The 4,227-nt window shown below is 71.9% G+C and carries 3 protein-coding genes and 1 pseudogene; 3 read left to right on the top strand and 1 reads right to left on the bottom strand.

What is annotated here, in order from left to right; translation table 11 throughout:
- The 3 genes and pseudogenes from JHN45_RS50810 to JHN45_RS50800 form a co-directional block, all read left to right on the top strand.
- Positions 1–241 (top strand): annotated as a pseudogene (locus JHN45_RS50810) (6-phosphogluconate dehydrogenase); the annotation flags it as partial.
- Positions 242–248: 7 nt separating this feature from the next.
- Positions 249–836 carry a histidine phosphatase family protein gene (locus tag JHN45_RS50805; RefSeq protein WP_201056261.1) on the top strand — a complete coding sequence of 196 codons (588 nt, stop codon included), beginning with the start codon at positions 249–251 and terminating at the stop codon, positions 834–836.
- A gap of 97 nt (positions 837–933) precedes the next feature.
- On the top strand, positions 934–2,397 hold the full coding sequence (locus JHN45_RS50800; protein WP_201056260.1) for a membrane-associated oxidoreductase: 1,464 nt from the start codon (positions 934–936) through the stop codon (positions 2,395–2,397).
- Here JHN45_RS50800 and JHN45_RS50795 read toward each other — a convergent pair.
- On the bottom strand, positions 2,384–4,183 hold the full coding sequence (locus tag JHN45_RS50795; RefSeq protein WP_201056259.1) for a bifunctional sugar phosphate isomerase/epimerase/4-hydroxyphenylpyruvate dioxygenase family protein: 1,800 nt from the start codon (positions 4,181–4,183) through the stop codon (positions 2,384–2,386). The genes JHN45_RS50800 and JHN45_RS50795 overlap by 14 nt on opposite strands.
- Positions 4,184–4,227 lie beyond the last annotated feature (44 nt).

The raw sequence follows: 4,227 nt of genomic DNA, 5'->3' as shown, positions 1-4,227 counted from the left end.
CGACCTCGCCGTCAACGCCCTTGACAGCGATGAGCACTTGGACAAGCTCAAGGGCTACGCGGAGGACTCCGGCGAGGGCCGCTGGACCGTCGAGGCGGCCATCGACAACGCCGTGCCGCTGCCCGCGATCACGGCCTCGCTCTTCGCGCGGTTCGCCTCCCGTCAGGAGGACTCGCCGCAGATGAAGATGGTCGCGGCCCTGCGCAACCAGTTCGGCGGCCACGCCGTCGAGACCAAGTAGGCGCGCCGTGGGGGATCTTCTGCTGGTCCGCCACGGCGAGACGGAGTGGAGCGTGTCGGGCCGGCACACCAGCTGGACCGACCTGCCCCTCACCCGGCACGGCGAGGAGGAGGCCAAGTCCCTCGCCCCGCTCCTGGCCGGCCGGACCTTCGCACTCGCTCTGACCAGCCCGTTGGACCGTGCCATACGCACCGCCGAACTCGCGGGCATCACCGGGGCCGCACCCGACCCCGACCTGCACGAGTGGGACTACGGCGGCTACGAGGGCGTCACCACCGTCGACATCCACCGCACCCGCCCCGACTGGTACCTGTGGACCGACGGCGTGCCGCCGGGCCCCGCCGGACACCCGGGCGAGTCCCCGGACGAGATCGGCGCCCGCGCCGACCGGGTGCTGAAGCGGGTGGACTCCGCGCTCGCCGACGGTGATGTGGTCCTGGTGGCGCACGCCCACTTCCTGCGTGTCCTCACGGCGCGCAGGCTGGGCCTGCCGGCGGCGGACGGCCGACTGTTCCAGCTGGCGACCGGTACCGTCAGCCGCCTGTCCACCGAGCACGACCGCCCCGTCATCGCGGAGTGGAACACCCGACCGTAACGGCACAACTCCCCGGCCCGGACCGCGCTTTGACGCGCGGTCCGGGCCGCGGTCGTCCTCTGTGCCCGCGACAGACGCCGGGCTAGAGTCCCTCTCGATGGAGATCAACGATCTGACACCGGCCGAGGAACAGGTGTGGCGGGCCTTCCCGTTGGGCGAGTCCGTGGACTTCCGCACGGCGGACGACGAGGACATCGCCCTCGGCGGCGACTGGGGTCCCGAACGGACCGTGCGCGCCGCGGTGTTGCGGGCGCTGCTGCTCAACGGGCCGCAGGAAGCAGGTGAGATAGCGTCCCTCAGCCTGGCGGGCGCCCGGATCACCGGCCGGCTCGACCTGCAGTACGCGACGATCGACCACCCCGTGCGGCTGCGCTACTGCCACTTCGAGGAAGTGCCCCGCTGCTACGCGGCCCGGCTGCGCGAACTCAATCTCGGCGACTCCTTCCTGCCCGGGCTGACCGCGCACGCGATGCGGGTGGACGGCGTACTGCGGCTGACCCGGGCCAAGTTCCGCGGTGTGGTGCGGCTCGCGGAGGTCAAGGTCGCCGGGAGCCTCTTCATGGAGGGCTCGGAGATCATCGCCCCGGACGCCGAGGAACCGGTCCTCCAGCTCAACCAGGCCTCCGTCGGCGACGACCTCCGCGCGGCCGGACTGCGCACCCAGGGGCAGATCCGGCTCAGCGGCGCGAGTGTCGCCGGGTCGGTCAACCTCAACACCGCGCACCTCTCCCACCCCGGGAACTCCGCCATCGACGCCGAGGTGCTCGTCGTCGCGGGCAACATCCTCTTCCGCCACGCCCAGGTGGAGGGCTGGGTCGGACTGCGCGGCGCCCGGATCGCGGGCCGCCTCGACCTGTCGTACAGCACTCTGTCGAACCCCGGCAGCTCCGTGGTGCTGGCGAGCAGCGCCGCCATCGGGGAACTCTGGCTGCGGCAGAGCCCGCCCGTCGAGGGCGGTGTCGTGCTGAGCAGCGCCCAGATCGACGTCCTGCTGCTGGAACCGCAGGTGGTGCCGGGCCGGGTCCACCTGAACAGCCTCGTCTACACCTCGCTCATCCCCCACGAGCCCGCCGAGCGCCGCCTCGCCATGCTGGAGCAGGACGGCGACGGCTATGTCCCGCACGCCTACGAGCAGTTGGCCGGCGCCTACCGCCGCACAGGCGACGACTACGCCGCCCGCCGCGTCCAACTCGCCAAGCAGCGCCGCCTGCGCGCCACCCTCCCCCGGTACAACCGGATCTGGGGCTACGTCCAGGACGTCACCGTCGGCTACGGCTTCCGCCCGCTGCGCGCCTGCGCCTGGCTGCTGTCGCTGCTGGCCATCGGCTCGATCGCCTACGGCCTGCACCACCCGCACGCCCTCAAGGCGTCCGAGGCCCCGCACTTCAACCCGGTGTTCTACACCCTCGATCTGCTGCTGCCGGTGATCTCCTTCGGCCAGGAGGAGGCGTTCGCGCCGACCGGCTGGTATCAGTACCTCGGCTACGCCCTGATCATCACCGGCTGGATCCTGGCCACGACGGTCGTCACCGGTGTGACCAGGACCGTCAGCCGCCAGTGAGCCGCTTCGCGGTGTGCTGGGCGGCCAGCCGCACCGGCGCGTTCGGGGCGCCGTAGCCCCGGTAGTCGCCGTCGCGCTGGACCAGTTCGAAGAAGACCCGGCCGACGGTACGGGTGTAGCAGTGCCGGAACTCGCCACCGGCGTCCCGGTCGTAGAGGATGCCGAGCTCGCGGTACGTCTCCAACTCGCCCTCGGCGAAGTCGAATCGGGCCGCGAGGTCGTCGTAGTGGTTCGCGGGTATCGGCAGCAGTCGGCCGCCCGCCTCGCGAAAGCGGCGGGCCGCGGCGACCACGTCCGCGACGGCGAGGGCGATGTGCTGGGCGTGGGCGCCGTCCTCGGTGGGGGCCGGGCCGACACTCAGGGCGATACGGACGCTGCCGTCCGGAGTGGTGACCGCACGGCTGCGCAGCAGGCCGTAGGGGTCGGCGACGTCGACGCTCTCCTGGGCGTGCAGTCCGAGGACGCTGCAATGGAAGAGGGCCGCCTCGTCGAACTGGTGGCAGGGCTGGGTGAGGGCGAGGTGGTCGATGCGCAGGATGCCCGTTCCTGACGGGAGTTGACCGGGGGTGTCGATGAAGTCAGCCCGCCAACTGGGGTGTTGGGGACTGGTCCCGGCGCAGAAGAAGAGTTCCGTGCCGTCGGGTGCGGCCACGGCGTCGAGTTGGGCGTCCTCGGGGGTGCGGCGGCGGGGCAGGACGGGGGCGAGGAGGGCCTCGGCGCGGCGGGCGGCGCCCTCCGGGTCGGGCGACTCCAGGCCGATCGCCGCGAGCGCGGTGCCGTCGCGTCGTACGGCGGGGCCGGTGTTGACCAGGATCCGGGCCTCGCCCTGCTGCCACAGGTCCACCGGCTTGCCGCGGTGGCGGGCGGTGCGGGCGAAGCCGAGGGCGCCGAGGAGCGCCGAGACGGGTTCCGCGTCGGGCGTGACGAGTTCGGCGAAGGCGATGCCCGTGGGGACGACGGGGGCGGGGGGCCGCGCGAGACCGACCGCCTCCTGGAGAACCAGCAGCGAACGGTGGGCGTCGATCGCCGTCGGGCCCGCGTCCGCCTGCCGGAACACGTCGTTGAAGACCTCCAGCGACAGCGGGCCGTCGTAACCCGCGCTCAGGACGTGCCGGACGAGTCCGGCGACGTCGAAGCCACCCTGGCCGGGGAAGCAGCGGTAGTGGCGGCTCCACTGGAGGACGTCCATCGCGAGCAACGGGGCGTCGGCGAGCTGGAGGAAGAAGATCTTCTCGCCGGGGATGTCCTCGATGCCCTTGGGATCGGAGCCCCGGGAGAGGATGTGGAAACTGTCGAGGCAGGTACCGAGTGCCGGGTGGCCGGCCGTCTCGACGATGCGCCAGGCATGGTCGTACGTGCTGACGTGCCGCCCCCAGGCGAGCGCCTCGTAGGCGACGCGGACGCCGAACTCCTGGGCGAGGTCGGCCAGTTGGGCGAGCTGTGCGGCGGCGAGGGCGTCGTCGTCCGCGGCGAGCGGCGAGACGCTGGAACAGACGAGGACGGTGTCGGTGCCGAGCCTGCGCATCAGCTCGAACTTGTGCCGGGCACGGTGCAGATTCCGCGCGAACTCGGCCTCGGGGACCGCCTCGATGTCCCGCAGGGGTTGATAGAGGTCGATGGTCAGACCGAGATCGGCACAGCGGGCCCGGATCTCCTCGGGGGTGAGGGGGCTGCCGAGGAGATCGTTCTCGAAGATCTCGACCCCGTCGAAGCCGGCCCGGGCAGCGGCCGTGAGCTTCTCGGTGAGGGAGCCGCCGAGGGAGACGGTGGCGATGGATGTACGCATCGGGGTACCTCTCGATTCCGCTGTGGGCACGGGGGGTTCGGGGT

It is taken from the genome of Streptomyces sp. MBT53, assembly GCF_016654115.1.
In the GTDB taxonomy this organism is placed as follows: Bacteria; Actinomycetota; Actinomycetes; order Streptomycetales; family Streptomycetaceae; genus Streptomyces.
This window is presented reverse-complemented; position numbering and strand designations above follow the sequence as displayed.